This is a genomic window from Psychrobacter sp. Ps1 (assembly GCF_022129425.1).
Lineage (GTDB): Bacteria > Pseudomonadota > Gammaproteobacteria > Pseudomonadales > Moraxellaceae > Psychrobacter.
Map to the genome: position 1 here is coordinate 79549 of NZ_JADQAN010000003.1, position 21847 is coordinate 101395.

The 21847-nt window shown below is 42.1% G+C and carries 14 protein-coding genes; 5 read left to right on the top strand and 9 right to left on the bottom strand.

Annotated elements, in window-relative coordinates; genetic code table 11:
• Positions 1–22 precede the first annotated feature (22 nt).
• From msbA to rsmG, 6 genes are all read right to left on the bottom strand, one after another.
• Positions 23–1807, bottom strand: a complete 1785-nt coding sequence (gene msbA, locus I3249_RS02090; protein WP_238068326.1) for a lipid A export permease/ATP-binding protein MsbA — start codon at positions 1805–1807, stop codon at positions 23–25.
• Positions 1808–1897: 90 nt separating this feature from the next.
• Positions 1898–2329: a biopolymer transporter ExbD gene (locus I3249_RS02095; protein WP_102094745.1), complete on the bottom strand. Its 432-nt coding sequence runs from the start codon at positions 2327–2329 to the stop codon at positions 1898–1900.
• A gap of 65 nt (positions 2330–2394) precedes the next feature.
• Positions 2395–3120, bottom strand: a complete 726-nt coding sequence (locus tag I3249_RS02100) for a MotA/TolQ/ExbB proton channel family protein (RefSeq protein WP_165597191.1) — start codon at positions 3118–3120, stop codon at positions 2395–2397.
• 100 nt (positions 3121–3220) lie between these two features.
• A complete protein-coding gene (locus I3249_RS02105) occupies positions 3221–4390 on the bottom strand; it encodes a ParB/RepB/Spo0J family partition protein (RefSeq protein WP_238068328.1) in 1170 nt (389 codons plus the stop codon).
• A gap of 158 nt (positions 4391–4548) precedes the next feature.
• A complete protein-coding gene (locus I3249_RS02110) occupies positions 4549–5328 on the bottom strand; it encodes a ParA family protein (protein WP_165597189.1) in 780 nt (259 codons plus the stop codon).
• A gap of 238 nt (positions 5329–5566) precedes the next feature.
• Positions 5567–6283 (bottom strand): 16S rRNA (guanine(527)-N(7))-methyltransferase RsmG, encoded by a 717-nt coding sequence (gene rsmG, locus I3249_RS02115; RefSeq protein WP_238068330.1) that lies wholly within the window; start codon positions 6281–6283, stop codon positions 5567–5569.
• 357 nt (positions 6284–6640) lie between these two features.
• Here rsmG and I3249_RS02120 point away from each other — a divergent pair, with 357 nt between their 5' ends.
• The 3 genes from I3249_RS02120 (at position 6641) to I3249_RS02130 (ending at position 11599) form a co-directional block, all read left to right on the top strand.
• Complete coding sequence (locus tag I3249_RS02120; protein ID WP_238068332.1) at positions 6641–9484, top strand: ATP-binding protein; 2844 nt, start codon at positions 6641–6643, stop codon at positions 9482–9484.
• Between the two features lie 227 nt (positions 9485–9711).
• A complete protein-coding gene (locus I3249_RS02125; RefSeq protein WP_238068334.1) occupies positions 9712–10854 on the top strand; it encodes a WYL domain-containing protein in 1143 nt (380 codons plus the stop codon).
• A 97-nt stretch (positions 10855–10951) separates the two neighbouring features.
• Positions 10952–11599, top strand: coding sequence for a TerD family protein (locus I3249_RS02130; RefSeq protein ID WP_101205419.1), 648 nt, complete (start codon positions 10952–10954; stop codon positions 11597–11599).
• A 127-nt stretch (positions 11600–11726) separates the two neighbouring features.
• Here I3249_RS02130 and I3249_RS02135 read toward each other — a convergent pair whose 3' ends face one another.
• The gene (locus I3249_RS02135) at positions 11727–12710 is read right to left on the bottom strand and encodes an ion transporter (protein WP_101205420.1); all 984 of its coding nucleotides are present in this window, start codon (positions 12708–12710) and stop codon (positions 11727–11729) included.
• A gap of 690 nt (positions 12711–13400) precedes the next feature.
• Between I3249_RS02135 and I3249_RS02140 the strand changes: the two genes are divergently transcribed.
• Positions 13401–14027, top strand: coding sequence for an OmpW family outer membrane protein (locus I3249_RS02140; RefSeq protein WP_238068335.1), 627 nt, complete (start codon positions 13401–13403; stop codon positions 14025–14027).
• Positions 14028–14224: 197 nt separating this feature from the next.
• Here I3249_RS02140 and I3249_RS02145 read toward each other — a convergent pair whose 3' ends face one another.
• Positions 14225–15943 carry a 2-oxo acid dehydrogenase subunit E2 gene (locus I3249_RS02145; RefSeq protein WP_238068336.1) on the bottom strand — a complete coding sequence of 573 codons (1719 nt, stop codon included), beginning with the start codon at positions 15941–15943 and terminating at the stop codon, positions 14225–14227.
• Positions 15944–15971: 28 nt separating this feature from the next.
• Positions 15972–18782 (bottom strand): pyruvate dehydrogenase (acetyl-transferring), homodimeric type, encoded by a 2811-nt coding sequence (aceE, locus tag I3249_RS02150; protein WP_102094735.1) that lies wholly within the window; start codon positions 18780–18782, stop codon positions 15972–15974.
• Between the two features lie 1056 nt (positions 18783–19838).
• Between aceE and I3249_RS02155 the strand changes: the two genes are divergently transcribed.
• Positions 19839–21827 (top strand): hypothetical protein, encoded by a 1989-nt coding sequence (locus I3249_RS02155; protein WP_238068337.1) that lies wholly within the window; start codon positions 19839–19841, stop codon positions 21825–21827.
• The last annotated feature ends 20 nt before the right edge of the window (positions 21828–21847 follow it).

The following is a 21847-nucleotide window of genomic DNA, read 5'->3' on the forward strand; positions in this document are numbered from 1 at the left end:
ATTAAAATAGAATCACATGACTCTATTCGAAATCACGATCATACATCTGTGCATAATGGCCTTGTAACTGCATCAATTCTGTATGCGTGCCTAACTCGACAATCTGTCCGGCATCCAACACAGCGATACGATCAGCAGACTCGATAGTGGTCAATCGATGTGCAATCACTAGCGTCGTGCGATTTTTCATCACATTGTCTAGCGCTTGCTGAATATAATGCTCTGACTCGTTGTCCAGCGCACTGGTCGCTTCATCTAAAATGAGAATTGGCGCATCTTTTAATAGTGCACGCGCGATAGACAAGCGCTGACGCTGCCCACCTGATAGTTGCAAACCTTCGGCACCGATTTCGCTTTGGTAGCCATTTGGCATCTTCATTATGAAGTCATGAGCAAAGGCATCTTTTGCGGCACGCTCAACGTCGGACTGACTTTTATTCGCTAAGCTACCATAAGCAATGTTGTTAAACACTGTCGTATTGAACAGCACCACTTGCTGATTGACCATCGCAATTTGAGCACGTAGGCTCTCTAGTTTGATATCTTCGATTGGTATACCATCTAAAGTAATTTGTCCTGCAGAAGTTGATAAGGTGCGTGTCAATAGATTTACTAAAGATGATTTACCAGCACCACTACGCCCTACCAGTGCAACGGTTTCTCCTGCACGTATATCTAACGTAAAGTCGCGCAGTGCCACTGTCGAATCCGGATAGATTAGACTGACATTATCGAGTTTCATCTCACCCGTTAGGGCTGAGCTGATCACACCAGTGTCTTTTTCTTCTGGCTCATCTAGTAGGGCAAAAATCGATTCACCAGCCGCAATACCTTTTTGCAGCTTTTGATTAATATCCGTTAATGAACGAACGGGTTTACTGAGCAATCCTGCGGCTGCGATATAAGCGATAAATTCGCCAGCTGATATATTGTCTATCACTGCTGGACGCAGGGCAAGCCATACCACAACTGACATTGCCATCGCCATCAGTAGCTGTACTGCTGGTGTATTGATACTATTAGTCACGACCACTTTCATGCCTTGGCGCAGGTTCTTTTTAGATATTTTGTCAAAACGTTCAGCTTCGTATGCTTGTCCACCATAGTTTTTCACCACCTGATAGCCACCAATAACTTCGTTGGTCACGTGACTGACATCACCCATTGTTTCCTGAATCCCCTTAGATAATCTGAGATAACGCTTAGATGCTATGCGAATGAGCCACAGTATCGGTGGCAGTACGAGGAATAGAATCAATGTCAAACGCCAATTGCTATAAAGCAAGAAACCAATCAACCCAATAACAGTCAAGCCATCACGTAACAAGGTTTTCATTGAGTCTGTACTGGCCGCTGTGACCTGTTCAACGTCGAATATCAGCTTTGATGAGATAGTACCTGCTGGATTGGCAAGATAAAATGAGCTTGGCAAGCGCAGCAGCTTATTAAAAACTTCTACTCGTAGCTCATAAACCAGATTTCGTGAAATCAAAGCAGAATAGTAATTACCCAAAAAGCTACCCACACCGCGAACTAAAAAAAGCATAATAATTAGAACGGGAAACCAATCCCTTTTACTCTGATCACTTTGCTTGATCGCATCAGTAATATATTGCAATAACTTCGCTGTCCCAATCTCGGTCGATGCATTAATAGCAAAGCCTATAATAGTCAACAGCAATGCCCACCAGTAAGGTTTTAAATACCTTAATAGACGTAGTAAAGTCTTATGCTTGGGCGTATTCGATGGTTCCGCTGATGATTTCTTAGCAGACGTTTTTGGGTCAGATTGATATGTTTGGCTCATAAAAGCCTCAATTTGGGTATCATGATATGAATAAACTGCATTCAAAGCACAGTTTTATAGGAGTATTTATGACACTAATATAGCCATATATTATTGCGGTAATGGTTGACCAAGTGGCACAACTGTACTGATATTAAGGTTCAAAAACCCTAGTTTTCCTGCGACATCCATTACTCGCACAACAGACTGATGAGTAGCGTTAGCATCGGCAGCAATCACAAATAGCATATCACGATTACCACCTGCTTCTTGCTGTAGCATACTGATCAATTCAGCCTCATTGCTACTAGCAAGTGTAATGCCGTTGACCAAATAGCTACCATCTTCTTGCACAGCTACTTCAATGCTGTTGTTTTTTTCTGTCAACGCGACACCTTCAGCTTCAGGAAGGATAATATTTAAACGACTAAAGTGATTGAATGAGGTAGCAAGTAATAAAAAAACAATTAAAAACAGTAAACAATCAATCATCGGTGTCAGATTAATTTCAAGCGGTTCAACCGTTGGTTTTCTAAAACGCATATCAATCTCTTTAATTCAGCTACCATTTATAGGCTCAAGAAATCTATTCTTTAAAACCGCATTGACTACACTGCCGCTATGCTAGTCTTATCCGAATCCAACGCACCGAATGAACGTTCTTGCACAATACTATCTTCTATTGACGTACGGCTAGAAGATGTAGATGGCTGCGTACTAGCAAGCAAGTGATAGTCATACAACTCTTGAATCATAAGCCCTGCTTGAGTCTCAAACTGAGCATTAATATCAATGATACGGCGCTGAAAATAACGATAAGCAACCAGCGCAGGGATAGCAACAATCATACCTGCAGCGGTAGTGATTAGTGCCTGTGATACACCAGCGGCTAGCATCGTCGGATCTTGCATTGCGCCATCGGTAATCGCTAAGAATGAAGAGATGATTCCTAGTACCGTACCTAATAGACCAAGTAACGGAGCTATCGCACCGATAGTTCCTAACATATTGATGTTTTTTTCCAACTGATGAACTTGGACGCTGGCACGATTTTGCATGTGCATTGTCATCGATTCTAGCCCATACTGACGATATAGCAACCCCGTTGCCAAGATATCGCCAAGCGCAGTCTTTTCTTTTACATTCATCAATTGTGTACGGCCAATATCGCCATTTTCACGTAAACGAGTTATTAGCTGTTCGCGCAACCTACTAGGAGCGACTTTGTTAAACTGTAGCGTATGGCTACGTTCAATGATGATAACCAAAGCCAATATAGAACAGACCACGATAGGTGTCATTAGCCAGCCACCTGCTTTTACCAACTCCCACATATCTACTCTCTTCCGTATTTTTGCAAAAACGATCACTACAAAATAATTATTACAGAGGCGACTTAGCATTTGAATAGATATGGCTAACTCGCAAATGTTATTAAGCTTGAGCTTCTATATGCTTAATCAATGCAGCCAATTGATCTTGATTGTGGAAAAATATCTCAACACTACCTTGACCATCTTTTTTATGCTTTAGTTTGACTTCAGCACCAAGCATGTCTGTCAATCTCTGGGTTAAACGCTCTACATCACGAGATTGCGCTTGTTCAGCACGATTGATTTTGGGCGCTGGCTGCAAGATGGATTTGACCAATTTTTCAGCCTCTCGCACGGTCATACCGCCATCGATAATCTTTTGCGCGATGATAGGTTGTTGTTCAGAGGACAATGCTAAAAGTGTACGAGCATGACCCATATCTAGCGCACTGTTGGCTAAATGGTCTTTTACTGTATCATGCAGCTGATTTAAACGAAGTAGATTCGATACTGTCGTACGCGCCTTGCCAACGACTTCAGCAATCATGGCATGACTCATGCCAAATTCCGTATGAAAGCGCTGCAATGCTGCTGCCTGCTCAATCACTGATAAGTCTTCGCGCTGAATATTTTCAATCAGTGCTAGGGCAATCGCCAACTCGTCAGATAAAGCGCGCTCAATCGCAGGGATAACTGCTTTTCCTGCCATTTTTGCTGCACGCCAGCGGCGTTCACCAGCGATAATTTCGTGAGTGACAAATGCTTCACTCTTATCTTCATTTGCCAATAGCGGGCGGATAACGATAGGCTGCATCACGCCATGCTGTTCGATAGAAGATGCCAATTCTGCAAGTGCTGTCTCACTCATATCACGACGAGGCTGATACTTACCTGCTTGCAAGCGTGTGACATCAATCTGCACAAGGCTAATCTGGTCTTCGGTTGCGCTCGTATCTCCACTATTGCCACGCGATTTGTTGAGCGACGTCTTGCTAGTAGCACGAGGTGAACGTGACGCGCGAGTGCTACCCTCACTAGCAGCATCGTTATCAGTAGTCTTCACAGATGATTTTTTACTGGCTTTTGTCGGAGTGATATCAGGCGCTATATCTGTGGATACAGTATTTACAGGCGCATTAGTATCTACAGGCACATTAATATCTGGCGCAGCATTTTCACGCGCCACCATGTCGTCTTGCAAGGCAGAGGCGGTAATTTGCTTTTCTTTTTTGATTGACCCTAATAAGGCATCTAAGCCCCGATTAGCAGCCAACCCTCTTTTCTTCGCCATGATTACCTATCCTCTAACGCTAAAATAAAAGCCAATTGATTAATGATGCGGCTTACTAAATACAATGTTAAGTGCTCTATGCTTATGCTATTCATTTACTGTCTTGATCAGTGACACTTTTTATCTAAAAATCCTTTGTGAGAGACTTTAGATAAAAACTAGCTGCTTTGCTTCATCACTTCAGCGGCAAGCTTTTGATATGCGCGTGCGCCTTTTGACCATCTCTCATACGCAATAACTGGTAAGCCGTGCGCAGGAGCTTCTGCCAAGCGAATATTCCTTGGAATATGGGTCTTGTACATGATATCGCCAAAATGCGCTTCTAGCTCAGTAGAGACATCACGGGCAAGCGTATTACGCGCATCAAATAGCGTTCTGACCACACCGCGAATATAAAGCTTAGGGTTCAACTCTGTAAGACGTTCAATCGTTTGTGATAAGTCAGCCAACCCTTCTAGTGCATAGTACTCACACTGCATAGGGATAATCACACTATCTGTAGCCACCAATGCATTAATCGTCAGTAGATTCAAACTAGGCGCGCAATCGATAATCACATAATCGTATGGCTGTTTTTGTGTAGATATCTGATCGTTAACCAATTCGGCCATCGCAGTTTTGAACAGCTCATGACTGTCCGTCTTACTCATCAGCGTAATGTCCATGCCAGCCAAATCGCGATTGGCACCGATGACATCGAACCCTGCAGGACTAGTAACAATTGCTTCAGACAACGCGACACCATCTAGCAAAACGTCCGCTATGGTAAGATCCAACTCGTTTTTGTCAACACCTGTACCACTGGTCGCATTACCTTGTGGGTCTAAGTCAATCAGCAGTACATGCTTGCGTTTAGCAGCCAAGCTGGCGGTCAAATTTACTGCCGTTGTGGTTTTACCCACACCGCCTTTTTGATTCGCAATTGCTATGATTTCCATACACTCACTCAATTTTATTAGGGTCTATTACTTTTGACTCGGTTGGTACGATTATTTTTGTTCAGTCTTGTACAGCGACACTCGCTCAGTATTTAAAAATAAGCAATTTATGGTCTAAAATGCTCAGTTTGCGGTCGAGCATTTTAAATGCTTTTAAATACTATGTCATTTAGATACAGACGTAAACTGTGTTTCACAAAAAACCGTACCTGTTTCATGACTGCGAAGTCTTTATGGCTCAACTGTCTTTAGCAGACATTTCAATTAAATGGCGACTGTCGTGCAAACGTGGCACCGTCAGCTTAATGGTTTTGATATGCCAATCACTATCGAGTGCTTGTAGCTCTTCTTCATTCGGCACTTTACCTTTCATAGCACATAAGAAGCCGCCATCTGCCAATCTTGGCTGTGCTACTTCTACAAAATCTATCAAACTGGCGAACGCTCGCGATGTCACCACCGCATAGCTTGCTTCATGCGCTTCAATACGCGATGCAATCGGCTGCATATTACTCAAACCGAGCTCGCTGCTGATTTGCTTAATAAAGCGAATTTTCTTCTGATTGCTATCAAGCGCAGTACACTGGCGCTCAGGCTGACAAATGGCAATAATCACTGCTGGCAACCCTGCTCCCGTGCCGATATCTAGCAACGATCCGGCGGGTAAATGCGTTATAATAGACAGACAATCTATCACATGCTTGATCAGCGCTTCTTCTGGATCAGTGATCGCGGTCAGATTATACGCTTTATTCCATAGTAAAAGCTGGTCTAAGTACAATAATAACGTGCGCTGCTGCGTTTCACTTAACGGCAGACCCAGCTCATTTATCGCTTGCGCCAAGATATTAGCCAGCTTTGGCAGTTGCGCACCAAGCTTTACGAAACCAGTCGGATCAATATTGATATTACCCACACTAGCAGACGATGAAGAGTTTTTAGCGGAAGCTGACATACAACGAGTTATCCAGTTTTGACTTGTGAACCGTTTATTTTATCATGCAGTCTGCCCATTGAATAGTTGCAGATTGCGCCAATGTGGGACATCTTATACTATCTACGCTGATCATGAGGCGTTATTCTGCTTTGATTGCCTCCAATTCGCTGATTAATTCATTCGTTTTTTACCAGTTTTACTCAGGCATTTGTCTAAATATGATACAAAACTGCGCTTAATGACTTCGCTAATAGGTGACTATATCTTGTAAGATGTCATGATTGATTATAAAAAACTCAGAATACGCCTGAACAGATAAAACCAATCACTTCTCATATTCCTTTAATACTTTTTAAGATGATTTTTCAAACGCCTATGACAGAACAACCCTACACCCCTATATCGCAAGTATCAAAAGACGCTAACAATATGGTAGTACCTACTACCGATACAAAAAATACTAAGCAAACAGCACCTGATACCCCAAACCCTATCTTCATAGAAGTTCAGCAAAATTGTCGCATTTCCGCTGAGCAATTAAAACGCTATAGCGACCCTGATGAATTGCCTACAGATACTCGCACTGCGCCTGACTTAGATGTAGGCTTCGGTCAACAACGCGCGCTTAAAGCATTGCATACAGCGCTGGATATTAAAGCCAGTGGTTACCATGTGTTTGCCGCTGGTGAGAACGGTTTGGGTAAGCGTACTGTGATTAGTCGTCTGTTAACGCGTATCGCTGCTGACGCGCCGACGCCTGATGATTGGGTATACGTGCATAATTTCACTGATCCACGCACACCATTGGCGCTGCGTCTACCAGCTGGTCAAGCCTCGCTATTACAGCAGCAAGTTAATAACTTATGGCAGCAAGCAAAAAAGCGTTTAAGCCAACGCTTTCGTAGCGATCAATACCAGAGCAAAATCGAAGCCATCAAAAACAGTACTCATCAAAAAGAAAGGCATGCCTATGACGCGCTTAATGCTGAAGGCAAGCAATATGACCTAGCATTGACGTTTCGCTCGTTTGATAATAAAGCCGTATTTGTTCATCCTAGTCAACTGCCTACAGAAAGCAACAGCGGTGATAACAAACAAGTAGAAACACCTAACAATCGTAAAAATTTAGAAAAGCTCGATGATAGCGAAAAAGTTAACACCTTGAGCGATGAAGATAATGAGCGTAAGGAAAATAAAGATTCTACATATGGCAATAATGAGTATGAAGCTGAGCTGAATAACTTTGTGCAAAAGAACCATATGCAAAAGCGTCTGAGTCAATTGACTATCGCTTTAGAGCAACTAGAAGACGAAGCCAATGACGAGATAGAGTCGCTACATCGTAGTATTGCCCAACGTGCTTTACAGCCATTATTTACTCCTATTTATGAGCAGTTTGCGACTCATCCACTTGTCGTGGCATATCTCAAGGCTGTATTTGATGACATGGTCACTCACGTAGAGCGTATCGTCAATGGCGATGATGAGGAGTTTGTGACAGCAGTGTTGGCTACGACGCCCAGTCGTTATGCGGTCAATGTTATTGTCAGTCACACACCTGACAGTGGCGCGCCCGTGGTTTTTGAGGATTTGCCAACCCATCTCAATTTGTTAGGGCATGTCGAGCAAATCACCCAATTAGGCACAGTAACCACTGACGTAAGTATGATTCGTGCAGGTGCTCTACATCGCGCTAATGGCGGCTATTTACTGTTAGAAGCCAGCCACGTACTTGAACATCCTTATGCATGGCAAGGCTTAAAGCGCGCATTACAATCACGAAAAATCAAACTGTCTAGTCTAGAGCAAATGCTGACGCTAACCGGTAGCTTATCTCTCTCACCCGCGCCTATTGATTTAGATATCAAGGTTATTTTGTTAGGTGAAGCAGATTTATATTACGAGCTACTAGAGCTTGAGCCTGAATTTGATGCCGTATTCAAAGTCCGCGCTGACTTTCATGACGATGTGCCTCGTACCACTGAGCATGAATTGGCACTGGTCGCAAAAATGGCCGATATCATCGACTATGCCGACCTTTATCCGTTTGATAGCAGTGCACAGGCCACGCTACTTGAGCATCTAAGCTTGCAAGCTGAAGAACAAGATCGTTTAAGCCTACACAGTGACTTATTGATCAAACTATTGCATGAATCAAACCGTCACGCTCGCTTAAATAATGAGACTATGGTGACAGCAGATCACGTCACTCAAGCAATCGATGACATGGATGAGCGTTCAGGATATTTACGCGATCTGTACTGGGACGAGCTTAAAAACGGCCAGCAGCTGATCCAAACGCAAGGCGATGCTATAGGGCAAGTTAATGCATTGACTGTAGTCAGTTATGCAGATAGTGAGTTTGGCATGCCAGCACGGCTTACTGCGGTCATTCAGCCCAATATTGGCACAGGTGAAATTCTTGATATTGAGCGTGATGTAGACTTGGGCGGTAGTTTACACGCCAAAGGCATGCTGATTATGACCAGCTATTTGCGCGCGTTATTTAGTCAACATCATGCGCTGAATTTTAGTGCCTCGCTGGCGTTTGAGCAGAGCTACGCGCAAATCGATGGCGATAGTGCCACCGTTAGCGAAGGCTGTGCATTGCTATCCGCATTAGCAAACGTCCCCATCAATCAGTCTCTCGCGATTACTGGATCTATGAACCAGCTAGGCGAAGTACAAGCAGTTGGTGGCATCAATGCCAAAATCGCAGGTTTCTTCGACGCTTGCCGCGAGCAAGAGCTAACAGGCGATCAAGGCGTCGTCATTCCGATGGCCAATGTCAAACAGCTGATGTTACGTGACGATATTATCGATGCAGTAAATAGAGGCAAATTTCATATCTATGGCGTCTATACTCTAAGTGAGGCCCTGACGCTGATGACTGGCTTGCCCATCGACACCATGAATAAAAAAGGCCGTTATCGTAAAGATACTTTATTTGGCAAAGTATTAAGCCGTCTGATGCTGTGGGATGAAAACCAAGACAGCACGGACGACATCGATGATGAAAAGGCCAAAAAGAAAGCGAAGAAGAAGCGTAAAGAAAAACGTCAAAAGAAAGAAGATAGAAGAATAAAAGAAAAGCGAAAAGGTGAGAGAAGTGATAAGAAAGGTAGCGAGGAAAGCAGCAAGCAAAGCGATGCTGAGCCTATTGATGACGCCCTAAACAACGACAGTGAGACAAAGGCCATCGACGGGAATAATAATTAAAATTTAAACGGCACTACCGATACGCACGCACATTGCTGTTCGACTAGATTCATTGTTATGTCTATGGCTAGATCGAGCAGCAACCATCGAATAGCAACTATTAAATAAACATACGCATGCATGAACGTCGCTAGACGCTACGCTGCTTTTCTGCGATGATTAACGGTTCCTAATCGAGTAATATCGTGCCAGAAACCGACTTGTAACTTCATAAAGGGTATCTCTTAATGACTGTACATCCTACTGATGCTGATAACATCCAAGCTCAGTCCAATCCTAGTGAGCAGACAGGTGCGCTTGCAGCTGTAGACATTGGCACCTCAAAAGACGCCAATGCCGCCAATATTAGTGACAATCGACATGGTGCGGCAACGACTGCTCGGCAATGGCAGGTACTATCACAGCTGCAGCGCAATCGCTGGGTAGGCACCACGCATATTTATGAGCAGCTGATGATGGCAGGCTTTGATATCAGCCTACGTACTGTCCAACGCGATTTGAATGCCCTTGCCAAACGCTTCCCTATCGAAAAAAACAATGCCAATCCTCAAGGTTGGCGCTGGAAAGAAGACGCCCCATTACAAAGTTTGCCGCATATGAACTTATCACAAGCGGTTGCCTTTAATATGGTCGAGGCCAATCTGACCCAGTTACTGCCACCTGTTATCTTAGATGAATTATTTCCTTGGTTTGACTTAGCACGGCGACAGCTCAAAAACAGCAAAGTGACCCACTCTTGGATAGACAGAGTGCGTATTGAGCCTGCCACCCAGCCGCTTATCGCACCAGATATAGATTTAGATAGTAAAGATAATATTTACCACGCGCTATTTTATCAACTGCAGATTCATGCTTGTTATACTCGTAGCAACAAATCACAAGCCAGCGAATATATCCTAAATCCAATCGCGATTATCCAGCGTGGTGTGATTATCTATCTGCTGGCAACTCGTACTGACGATCCAGAAGCCACCATTCGCACCTTTGCTTTACATCGTTTTGATAGTGTTGAGATTCTCGAAACCGCTGCAAAAACACCAGAGAATTTTCAACTCGATACGTATTTGGATGAAGGCAGCATGGGCTTTAGTCACCCACTGTTTGGCGAATTGGACGAGCGTGGCAAGAATACTGCTGTTGAGCTTAGATTCACTAGGCAAGCTGGTAAGAGTCTGACCGAAAGTAAGCTTAATGACGATCAAACCGTGACGCTAAATGAGGATAACACCCTTACTGTAAAGGCCACTGTTAATTTAACCTCACAGCTGGTCTGGTGGCTACGCGGATTTGGTAGTGGGTTGTTAGATGCTAAGCCTGAGCTGCTCTATCAAGCGGTATTAGATAAGTCTTCGACAGCAACCAGTGAATGATATCACTGATCTGAGATAGGCTAATATCCGCACGCCTTAAGTAAGCAGTCACTAAATCTAGATAACGGTTAAAAACTAAGAATAAAAAAGGAAAGTTATGTCGACCACTGCCCCATCACCACTGTTGTCAGATAGTTTACGAGGACTGGGACTAGACGCAGGGACTTTGTTCTTTGCACTCAATTATGAATTTACCAAAATTGAGCCAAAAGGCATGTTTAAGCGCTTTAAGAAAAATCAAAGCGCGATGGATATTGATTTGGCTTGTGTGTTATATGATGATAACTGTGTCATCAGTGACATTGTTTGGTTTAAACAATTACGAGATAAAGCTGAGTCGGTCAAGCATCAAGGTGACAGCTTAAATGGTAAGGATCGCGGCGAGCAAGCCATGTATCTGGCCCCGCTTGATCAAGAGCAAATCAGATTGGAACTCGAAAAAATTCCCGCTCATATCACTCATATTGGTTTAATTGCCAACTCATACCATGGTCATTCGTTTTCTAGGGTGAAAAAAGGCGAAATTCACCTGAGTGACGATGAAGGAAACCGTTGTTTTGAAGTCAACCTTAAGCAGCTCCCACGCGACTGCACCACGCTATGGGTAGCGCATTTGCGTCGATCTGTTGACGACTGGCATTTAACATTGCAAAACTTACCACTTACTGCAGAAGATCTAGCAGGTGCAGCACAAGAAGTAGCTCATGAGTTAGCACGTGCATTGCCCATTCCTCAGGGAATATAAGAGCAACTAGTAATCGCATATAAAAGAGGTCTTGTGCTATCCAAACACAAGACCTCTTTTTATGGGCAAATCATTAGCTGTAATTAATTGCTAAAAACATATCTGTTATAAATCATCTCATACTTCGCTATAAAACTTCACCGCAATGCGGACAGAAGTTCTTTTGGCGCGTTTCAACTTCCTTCTCACGCCGTTCAAGCTCTTGCTCTCGAAGTACCTGTAAAACAATATTTTGTGCCTGCTCTTTATCTAAACCTAGCTCTCGACGAATTTTATCAATCATCATCTGATTCTGTACCAAATCAAAGTCACTATCAATGAGCTGCTCACGAAAATGCTGTTCAAGCTCCTCGCGGCGCTGAGCCAACTCATTTGCTAGTCCTGTCGCTAGAATACCCGCCGGCAGTGCTGCGAGACCTACGCCCAATATCGTAATGACCGCACCCAATATTTTTCCCGCATTAGTAATTGGCGTGACATCTCCATAGCCTACGGTTGTCAGTGTCACCACAGCCCACCACATCGCTTTAGGTATGGACTCAAACTCGTCTGGCTGTGCGTGATTCTCCACCAGATAAATACCGCTAGAGGCAGTCACAATCATAATAATAAGAATGAAGATAACAGCCTGAAATGAGCCTCTCTCTTTACTAATCACGACTAGCAAAATACGCATGGAAGCAAAATAACGAGTCAATTTTAGGATTCGAAACAAGCGTAAAATGCGTAAGAAACGCAAGTCAATATTGACAAAGAAATTCAAAAATGCTGGCACGATGGCTACTAAATCAATCAATGCGGATGGGCTTCTAATCCAATCCCAACGCTGTTTCCACGTCGTATTGTCAGGCTTGGCTTCAGCGACACTCCACAAACGCAATAAGTACTCAACAGAAAAAACAACGATAGAAAAGTTTTCAAATAAGGTGAAGTAATCTTGATAAGGGTAATACCATTGATCGACAGACTCCGCTATCACAGCGGCTACGTTAGTCATGATCAAAAATATGAGAAAGTAATCGACGTAACGGCTAAATAACGTGTCGTGCTCTTCATTTTGTAAAATATCATAAACAAAATGACGCAAGCGCCGTATAGATTGGAATAACATGCCAGCCCTATATAGTGGTATACCGATTTAGTATTAATAAAATTAAGCAACTATCATAAACTACTTGCAAGGCTTATTCACAATAATCCGCATTCTCACTTAATAGATTTTCTGATAAAAACTGGTGTGTTGGGTATTGATATTATCAGCTGACTAAACAAAATATAAATAATAAATATAGATTGATACCAATAGTATAAACACAATCAATAGCATAGAGAACCTTAAGAATTGCTCGTAACTACGAAGCTGCTGACTTATGTCTTGAGCTGGTATTAAATGTAAGTGACATTTCGGACAACAAGAATCCACTTGGTTCAATAACTTTGTATTGCGCGCATTTTGACAGCGTAGAGGCGAATTACTGCAATAGCCAAGCATAATATATTGCACCTCTTGTTGAATCATAAATAAGAGATACCGACTCACGTCAATGACACTTACTTAAAAAGCAGCTTTTGCTGTGTTTAATTATAGACTGTAGACAATTGAATTACACTTAAATGTAATTTATTGCAGAAACATTGCTAATTTACATTCAAAACCTTACCAGTAATAATGATTTTCGTATTATAATAGACATTAAATGTTACAGATTAAACTTTAATCATAACATTATGTATCAGTAGCTAATGCCATCCCTCATTAGCAAACTGCTGATAATTTTTTATTACGTTAAGGAATGAAATGATGAAACTACAATCCCTAGTTTTAGCAACTGCTACTGCACTTACAATGACAACTGCTTTTGCAGTCCCTGCTGGTACTTGGTCTGTTGCTGCTGGCGCACATTATGTTGATCCTAAAAGCGACAACGGTACTCTAGATAACGGTTTATCTGTTGATGTTGATGGCGATGTACGTCCAACTATCAGTGGTGAGTATTTCATCGCTAACAACGTTGGTATCGAACTGCTAGCTGCACTTCCGTTTCGTCATGATTTTGACTTGAATGCTGCCGATGGCACACCAGCTTTGAAAGGTAAAACACAGCATTTACCACCTACTCTTTCCGTACAGTATCACTTTGACTATGAAAACATGCCAATGAACATCAAGCCTTTCATTGGTGTTGGTGTGAACTATACAACATTTTTCAAAGAAAGAATTTCTAATGGTGGTGACTTGGACCTTGACGATAGCGTTGGCGTGGCTGGTCATGTTGGTCTTGATATTCCTTTTGCTCCTACAGAAGCTTTCCGTATCGATGCCCGTTATATGGACATCAAAACAGACGCTACTCTAGATGACGTAAATCTTGGCGAGATCGACATTAGCCCTTGGGTATATGGTGTAGCATTCGTTAAACAGTTCTAAATTAGTAAAGATACTATGCGTAATAAGAGCCAGCTTGATAGCTGGCTTTTTTGTGCTTATTAATTACGGCTACTACTGTCTGTCTTCTCTAACTACTAAGCAATTATTTATAAAAACAGCTAATAACCTATAAGAACAAATAATCTTCATAAAAAAAAGACCACCCTTGGGCAGTCTTCTTTAATTGCTAGCTAGCTTTAGATCAAGATACGACGTGGGTCTGCCAGTAGCGTTGCGATATAACGAGTAAATACAGCAGCGTCTGCGCCATTAATCACACGATGGTCATAAGACAAAGACAGTGGCAGCATCAAACGTGGCTCAAAGCTTTGTGTCTTCGCATCCCAACGTGGCTGCATACTTGCTTCAGAGACACCTAAAATACCAACTTGTGGCCAGTTAACTAACGGCGTAAAGGCGGTACCACCCAAGTTACCTTGGCTCGATATGGTAAAGCTCGCCCCTTGCAAATCTTTAGTGCTGAGCTTCTTGTCACGAGCTTTTACTGCAAGCTCGCCGATCTCAATTGCGATTTGCTTCAGGCCTTTATCTTGTACGTTTTTGATAACCGGTACGATAAGACCATCATCAGTTGCCACTGCGATACCCATATTGACGCTTTTGCGCAATATGACCTGAGTATTGTCATCGCTCAAATGACTGTTGAATCGTGGATGCTGGGTCAACGCGTAAGCAGTTGCTTTAACCACAAATGCCAAGATAGTAAAGCCAACACCTTCAGCTTTCATGCCACCTTTTAGCTCACCGCGTAGTTTTTCGGTCTCAGTGATATCAGACAGATCGAACTGCGTTACTTGCGGTAGCAAAGTATTGTAGTTGAGCTGTGGTATCGAGACTTTCTGCAAGCGGCTGAGGTCTTGTGTTTCCGTCTTACCCCAGATTTCAGCATTACTCATGTCAGGCAATTTCGGTAGACCTGAGCTAACAGGATTACTGCTCACAGGTGCCGCTTTTTGCTTGGTTAGACTGTTCTTAACATGTGCAAACAAGTCTTCTTTTAGAATACGATCATTTAGAGCTGAACCATTCACTTTTGTGATATCAACACCTAACTGACGCGCTAGTTTGCGAACGGCAGGACCTGCATACACATCAACCAATTTTTCATTGACTTGTGCTTCAGTTAATTTACCCTCTGTTTTGCTAGCAGCTGTATCAGTATTGGTCGGTTTGGCAGCTTGTTTTGGCTCACCAGTAGTTTTAGCAGCTGGTTTATCTTCTGTTTTGGCTGGTGCTGACTCTTGTGGCTTAGGAGTTTCAGATTCACTATCACTAGCATCATCTGTACCACTTGCTATGATGACGATAAAGTCCTGACCATTAGCAACCATATCACCTGCTTCGACCAAGATTTTTTCAATCTTACCGGCAACTGGTGCTGGTACTTCAACCGATGCTTTATCTGATTCGATTAGCAAAATCGACTGCTCAGCGCTAACAGTATCACCAACGCTCACCATGATTTCAGAAACTTGTGCCTCATCAACACCTAAGTCAGGTAATGCATGAGTAGTTGCTTTACCTGACTTAGCGGCTGGCTTGGCAGCAGACTCTGATTGCTTTGATTCAGTTGCAGCAGGTTCAGGTTTTGATTCTGGTTTAACATCGTCTGTGCTGTTCGCTTCTTGCTTTTCAGCAGCATTGTCATCGTTGCTTTCTACGCTATCCTCTGCACTTTCAAGCTCAATTAGCACCATACCTTCGCTAACTTGCTCACCGATAGCAACACTAATCTTAGTCACTTTACCAGCAGCAGAGCTTGGTACTTCAACCGATGCTTTGTCAGATTCTAATAATACGATGTTGTCGTCTTTTGCGATGACATCACCAACTTCTACCATAATCTCGCTGACTTCGGCGCTGTCCACACCTAAATCGGGGGCTTTAATGTCCATGATTTATTTCCTCGTCTTATGGTTATTATTATTTGACATCTTTATCATCAAGTACGTTTGCATCTGCTTGATCTTCAGCACGGCCTTCATTACTGATTTCATCATCGTCTTCAGCGATAAATTCAGGTACAGGATTTGGATTTACGTTACCTGGCGCTGGTGCATCTGGAGACTGATCATAGTAAGACTGCTGTTGCCATGCAGGTGGATGATCCACATCAATGCCTAAGCTTGAAATCGCGTCTTTAACCAAACGCATCTCAACCTCACCTTCGTCCGCTAGACGTTTAAGCGTTGCAACAACGATATGCGCAGCATCAACGTTGAAGAAACTACGTAGGTTTTCGCGCGTATCAGAACGGCCATAACCATCGGTACCCAGAGTCGTGTAAGGACGGTTATCTGGCAACCAAGCACGAATCTGCTCTGAGTAGTTACGCATATAATCTGTCGCTGCAACCACGATACCTTCGTGCGGTGCTAATTGCTCAGTAACCCAAGGCACTTTCTCTTCATCCATTGGATGTAGACGGTTGTAATCGTCACAAACCATACCATCGCGAGTCAACTCATTAAAGCTGGTTACACTCCAAACGTTAGACGTAATATTGAACTCGTCTTTTAGTATCTGTGATGCCTTCTGTACTTCACGTAAGATAACGCCAGAACCTAGTAGTTGCACTTGTGTTGAACCATTGTCCTCTAACAAGTACATACCACGTTTGATACCTTCCTCGGCACCTTCTGGCATAGCAGGTTGCTCGTAGTTTTCGTTCATCAACGTCAAGTAATAGTAAACGCGCTCGCCTTCACCATACATACGGCGTAGACCGTCATGCATGACAACGGCTAGCTCATAACCAAAGCAAGGATCATAGCTGACACAGTTTGGCACGACATTGAACAGAATTTGTGAATGACCATCTTGATGCTGTAAGCCTTCGCCATTAAGTGTCGTACGACCAGCAGTTGCGCCTAATAAGAAGCCTTGTGCTTGACAATCACCTGCCGCCCAAGCCAAATCACCCACACGTTGGAAACCAAACATTGAGTAATAGATATACATCGGAATCATCGGTAATGCGTTCACAGAATAACTGGTTGCCAATGCAATCCAAGTACTCATTGCGCCTGCTTCGTTGATACCTTCTTCTAACATGTGACCATCGATGGCTTCTTTATAGCCCATCAACGCTTCACTGTCTTCTGGTGTATATTTTTGGCCAACAGCCGAGTAAATACCCAACTGACGGAACATACCTTCTAGACCAAACGTACGCGCTTCGTCAGGTACGATTGGTACGACGCGATCTTGGATGTCTTTGTTTTTGAGCATTGCAGATAGCAATCGCACGAATACCATCGTCGTAGATTGCTCTTTACCATTACTGCCTTTTAATACCCGATCAAACATTGATAGTTCAGGGATATTCAGTGGGATGTGACCACTACGACGGTTTGGCAGATGACCACCTAACGACTCACGACGACCTTTAAGATACTTCATTTCCGCCGAACCTTCTTCAGGTCGGTAGAACGGTAGAGTCTCTAACTGCTCATCAGTAAATGGCAAATCAAAACGATCACGGAAATACATCAACGCTTCTTGATCAAGCTTTTTGACCTGATGCGATTTGTTGACGGCTTGCGTTTGGGTAGACAAACCATAACCTTTAACGGTTTTGACTAAAATAACCGTTGGTTGGCCTTTGGTTTTCATCGCTTCGCTAAAGGCAGCGTAAACTTTAACTGGATCATGGCCACCACGGTTCAGACGTGAAATCTCTTCGTCAGTCAACGCATCTGCCATCTCTTCTAACTCTGGATATTTACCAAAGAACTCTTTGCGAGTAAATTCAGGCGTACGCGCTTCATATAGCTGATACTCGCCATCCACCACTTCTTCCATACGTTGTTTAAGCACGCCTGTATGATCTTTACCAAGTAATGAATCCCAGTTGCCACCCCAAATAACTTTGATGACTCGCCAGCCTGCGCCGCGGAATACTGACTCTAGCTCTTGAATGATTTTACCGTTACCACGGACTGGACCATCAAGACGCTGCAAGTTACAGTTAACTACCCATATTAGGTTGTCCAGCTTCTCACGACCAGCAAGAGAAATGGCACCTAGGCTTTCTGGCTCATCTGTTTCACCATCGCCCAAGAACGTCCAAATCTTACGACCTTCTTTTTCTAACAAGCCGCGGTTTTCCATATAACGATGCACGTGAGCATGATAGATCGACATGATCGGACCTAAACCCATCGATACGGTAGGGAACTGCCAATAATCCGGCATTAGGTACGGATGCGGATAGCTTGATAAGCCTTTACCGCCGACTTCGCGGCGGAAATTGTCAAGCTGATCTTCGGTCAAACGACCTTCTAAATAAGAGCGTGCATAGATACCTGGCGCTGAGTGACCTTGATAATAAATCATGTCACCACCGAAATGATCGCTAGCGGCGCGGAAGAAATGGTTAAAACCTGTTTCATAAAGTGTTGCACTAGAGGCGAATGTCGCTAAGTGACCACCCAAATCATCGTCGTTTTTATTGGCACGCATGACCATGGCAAGTGCGTTATAACGAATTAGCGCACGTATCTTACGCTCCATACCAAGATCGCCTGGGTACATTGGCTCATCTTCAACAGCGATACTATTGACATAAGCGGTGTCTAGTCTGTTAAACGGCAGTCCTTCTTGAACTGCCATATTGTATAAGGCTTTTAGGAGAAACTGAGCACGGTCCTTGTCTGCGTGTTTAACCACAGACTCAAAGGCCGCCAGCCATTCCTGAGTTTCGGTGCTATCAGCATCCTTATAATAATTCATCTTTGTTTGTCCTTTTTATGAGTAGTTCCTGTTTACTACAGGGTTCATTGTTTTGCTTAAATACTAGGGTAAGACTTACTGGTTATACAAAATAAGGTGAAAGCCTGCAATTAAAACTTCTATATTACTTTATGTATAACCGTTATTCATTAATATAATGAAGAAACAGACAATTTTGCAACTTCCTTATGCTGCTAAAGGGTTCTGTCTACAGATTTGAGTTTAAATGCGAGGCTGGCATGAGAGGACTTTGTCGATTGGTTTGAGAGCAATCACAATCTTAAAGTCAGTTTACATATAATCACTGAGCTCTATTATAGGCGCTTGGGAGCTAAATGTTTATGGCTATTAGTAAATACCCATACGTTAGGCATTTTTTAGAAAAATAGCGCCTTAAAAGCGATCCTATCCTTACAATATTTCTGCTATTCACCCTTTGTATTTATCAATTTAATTACAATAAAAAAACATAAGTTCATCAATTCATAATGATCTAATAGCCTATTTGTCTAATTCTTAAACTTTATAACGATATTGGATAACGAATAAGACCAAATTCATCATTAATATCTTCGTTTGTGATAAATTTTGGTAAACGCATACCTTATCTTGTATAACCAAAAGTTATTGTCTTATCTCGTCATACCTTATTTATCTTAAGCTTTATCCCGCCCTATAAATTGGAGCTAATCCTTTACATATAGAGGGCCTATAGCTTGTTTTTCATAATTATATTAAGATTTAGAGATTGCTTTGGCATACTTATTGCCGTATTTATAGTCAGTAATAGTTGTAAGCGCGCTATATCGGTTTGTTTAACCGTTTATCAAAAAGGTATGGAAAATGCCTCTTTTATCGAATAGATGTAATAAGCTATTTAATAAACATAAGTTTATTAAAACAACCTTCTATCCTATGATAACTACCGTTCATCGAAAAGTTTAACAAGCTGCATAAATATAGCTAAAATTATGGAATTCATTAGCAATAAATCAGTAAGAAATGTATTGCCTACGCCAAAGATATCGAATAAATAATTATATTAAAGGTGACAAAATGCGTCAGTCTCATAAATTTTTAGAAGCTATCGATATGTCTTTATATCGTAGGTACTTACAACAGCTGTTGGTTATATTTACTACATTAGTATTTAGTAGCTATACTATAGCAGCGGTGACTTGCGATGCAGGATTTGTATCGGATAATTTTTCTAACGCAGATTACGGTAAGTTAGCGTCTAACTCTCCTCCTCCTACCACTGGAGCTGATAAACTTTTAGACGGTATTATCAGCGAAAATTATGTTCTTGCTGCTAATAGTTTCAGCATAAGTGGATCATTAGACTCGGGAGGTAAAAATACTTATAAATCAATAGTGACGGATAGAATTCAAAATTTTGAGTTTTTTCAGGATTTCGCCACTCCTGAAACGACACGAACCGTATCTTATACCTTTAAAAACGAGTTTACTGGACAAGAGCAAGAACTTAATAAAGTAAGCTTGTCAGTATATGACATAGATTCTAATGTTTCATTAAGATTTAGACCGCCCTATTTTGAGTTTTTTGACGAAGTCACTATCAAAGGATTTACTAGCCTAGGGGCACCTGTTAGCCATACTGTAAACTCTAAAGGTAGTACTATAACTAACGCAGCAACTAACGCAGCAACTTATAGACAACAAAATACTAGCGATGATTTTGCGTGTAGTGGCCTGAGTAATGATTGCAAAGTTTCAGTAACTTTTGATAACCCAGTAGCAAGAGTAGATATCGTTTATGGTAATAATACTGACTTAAGATATTACTATAACAACAAATTTAATAATCCTGGAGATCAGCTTATTAATATTGTGTTTGATGGTTATTGTTATAAACCACAGCCACGCTTAACATACTCGAAAGCGCTTTCGACTTCTCGTAAAAAAAATACGGATCAATTCACTGTCCAAATTAAAGACAATGCAGATAATTCGGTAGTTACGAGCGGCATTACTTCTGTTACTACAACAGGTTCAAATAATACTGTCACGACTGGTACAGGTACTACAGGAACTTTCAAAGTTAACCCTACCAAAACCTATACATTGACAGAGTCAGGCTCAGGATCGACAAATTTAGCAGATTATAATGCCTTATATGCTTGTAGAAAATCAGATGGTACATCCGTTAGCACTTTAGACCCAAAAAACCTTAAGCTAACTTACGGAGACAACTGGACGTGCACAATCACAAACGGCAGCCCTAACTATGTCTTCTCAGGTACTGTCTTTAACGATAATGGTGGCTTGACCCTTATGGCTGACGTATTAGGCAATGTCAACAACCAATACTTTAATGGTATTTTTGAACCTGCAGCTGGTGAAGTAGCTATTTCTCACCCAAATCTGAGAGTTAGCCTAACAGATTGTGGCGACAATGATAGCCTGATACCTACTACATCACCGCTGAATGTATTAGATACAGGACAATATACCTTTAATGTCCCATCTAGTGCATTACAAGGTATAAATAAGGTTTGTTTGGTTCAATCAGAGCCTGACTCATGGATTTATAGCGTCGACACCACCCCAAATAAGAGAGAGGTTATGTTAGCTCCTGGTACTTATACTTACGACGCACTTAATTTTGGTGAAGTCAAAATTAACAACGCCCCATTAGTACTAAGCAAAGCACAGTATGTTCACGACTGTGATATGAATTTAGATTATTTCAATACTGCTATCAACCAAAGTACCGATGATGCAACTGTTGGTTTTAGTGCAGGTTCAATAGGAGACGTCTCTCCAAATCAATGCATTGCCTACCGCATTACTGCTTATAACCGTGGTCATATTGAGCTAAAAGATGTGATTATTAAAGATCCTCTTCAATCAGCTAAATCTAGTTTCTCCAACCCCTTACCCGTTGGAAACCCGAATGATTTATATATTAGTAATAACCTACCTACTTCCAATATCATTATTTCTCAACCATTTAATTTATCAGCATCAGGCAGCAATCCAACTCAGGCAACTTTATACTTTAATACCAAATATGGTAATTAAGTGGCATGATTCTTGCTCAG